The 261-nt window shown below is 73.2% G+C and carries 1 protein-coding gene; it reads right to left on the minus strand.

Features of this window, described 5'->3' with window-relative positions; genetic code table 11:
- On the minus strand, nt 1-261 hold a 261-nt coding region (locus SB725_RS32060), incomplete at both ends, for a hypothetical protein (protein WP_410923507.1).

Raw genomic sequence — 261 nt, forward strand, 5'->3', positions numbered from 1 at the left:
GCACCCGCGCCGCCCCACCACGCCACCCGTCGCACAGTCGTGCGGTCGCCGCCCGCAAAGGCCTTGCCGAGTTCGGCCGCCAGCAGACGCCAACGTTGCTGCCGGCCCTTCGCGGCGCCGACGCGGCTGGCGCCGTTCGACCCATGGGTACCGCTGGCGCCGTGGGTTCCGTTTGCCCCGCCGGTAGGCATGTCGCGTTTCGAATGCGCCGACGCAGCCTGCGCCGCCTCGTTGACCTCGTCTTCGCGTTGTAGCCCCGGG

Source organism: Pseudomonas sp. SIMBA_041, assembly GCF_046535095.1.
GTDB classification, from domain to species: Bacteria; Pseudomonadota; Gammaproteobacteria; order Pseudomonadales; family Pseudomonadaceae; genus Aquipseudomonas; species Aquipseudomonas mucoides.